This window comes from Aeromicrobium sp. PFPM2_SD2, from assembly GCF_057364525.1.
On sequence record NZ_JBNFNZ010000492.1, the window covers coordinates 1 to 1,727 of the forward strand.

1 protein-coding gene and 1 pseudogene are annotated in these 1,727 nt (G+C 70.9%); both read left to right on the top strand.

What is annotated here, in order from left to right; genetic code table 11:
* Nucleotides 1–186, top strand: a pseudogene (locus AC2W7G_RS15470) (16S rRNA (cytidine(1402)-2'-O)-methyltransferase); the annotation flags it as partial.
* 33 nt (nucleotides 187–219) lie between these two features.
* A partial coding sequence (gene metG, locus AC2W7G_RS15475; RefSeq protein ID WP_485869224.1) for a methionine--tRNA ligase occupies nucleotides 220–1,727 on the top strand: 1,508 nt, incomplete at its 3' end.

The window sequence follows — 1,727 nt, forward strand, 5'->3', positions numbered from 1 at the left end:
GCGGCAGTGGCGACGCTCGTCGTCTCCGGCGCCGTGGCCGAGCAGCGCGACTACTCCGCCGACGAGCTCGCCGAGCTCGTGCGCGAGGCCGAGGCCAGCGGCCTGACCCGCAAGGACGCCATCGCCCGGGTCGCCGAGGGGACCGGCGCCCGCAAGAAGGACGTCTACGCCGCGGCCCACCGCTGAGGCGACGCGTCGCGGCTCACTAGGATGGGCGGCATGTCCGACACGACCTTCTACGTCACGACGCCGATCTACTACGTCAACGACGCCCCCCACATCGGACACGGCTACACCACCACGATCGGCGACGTGCTGACCCGCTGGCACCGCCAGCGCGGCGAGCGGGTCTGGTACCTGACGGGCACCGACGAGCACGGCCAGAAGGTGCTGCGCAAGGCGCAGGCGAACGGCGTGTCCCCGCAGGAGTGGGTCGACCGCCTCGTCGAGAACGAGTGGAAGCCGCTGCTGCGCACCATCGACGCGGCCAACGACGACTACATCCGCACGACCGAGGCGCGCCACGAGGCCGGTGCCAAGGCGTTCTGGCAGGCGCTGCACGACTCGGGCGCCGTCTACAAGGGCTCGTTCACCGGCTACTACTCGGTCGGCTCGGAGGAGTTCGTCGCCGACGAGTACGTCACCGACGGCACCGGCGACGACGAGGGCCACAAGGTCTCCACGCTCGACGGCAGCCGGGTCGAGCACATGACCGAGGAGAACTACTTCTTCCGGCTCTCGGACTACGCCGAGAAGCTGCTCGAGCTCTACCGCGAGCACCCCGAGTTCGTGCAGCCGGCGTCCGCGCGCAACGAGGTCGTCTCGTTCGTCGAGCGCGGCCTGCGCGACCTGTCGATCTCGCGCTCGACCTTCGACTGGGGCATCAAGGTGCCCTGGGACGACGCGCACGTCATGTACGTGTGGGTCGAGGCGCTGCTCAACTACATCACCGCCGCCGGGTACGGCGTCGACCAGGAGCGCTTCGAGGAGCTGTGGCCCGCGAGCATCCACCTCGTCGGCAAGGACATCGTCCGCTTCCACGCGGTCATCTGGCCGGCGATGCTCATGGCCGCCGGACTGCCGGTGCCCCAGCAGGTCTTCGCCCACGGCTGGCTGCTCGTCGGCGGGCAGAAGATGAGCAAGTCCAAGGCCAACGGCATCCACCCCACCGAGCTGGTCGACACCTTCGGCTCGGACGCCTACCGCTACTACTTCACCCGGGCGCTGACGTTCGGCTCGGACGGCTCGATCTCGTGGGAGGACGTCGCCGCCCGCTACACCGCCGAGCTGGCCAACGGCTTCGGCAACCTGGCCTCGCGGGTCGCGGCGATGATCGGCAAGTACTTCGACGGCGCGCTGCCGGCCGCCGGTGAGCAGACCGCCGCCGAGCAGAAGGTCGTCGACACCGTGGCCGCGGCCGTCGCCGAGGCCGACGCGGCCATCGACGCCGTGGCGCCGCAGGACGCGATGGCCGCCGTGTGGCGCATCGTCGACGAGCTCAACGGATACCTCACCGAGCAGGAGCCCTGGAAGGTCGCCAAGGACGAGGCCCAGCGCGAGCGCCTGGCCACGATCATGGCCACCGCCGCGGAGGGCCTGCGGGTCCTGGCCGTCGTGCTGAACCCGGTCATGCCGAAGGCGTGCGCCCTGCTGTGGGAGTCGCTGGGCGCCGAGGGCCCGCTCGGTCCGGCTGGCCGAGCAGCGCCTCGGCGACGCGCCGCCTGGGG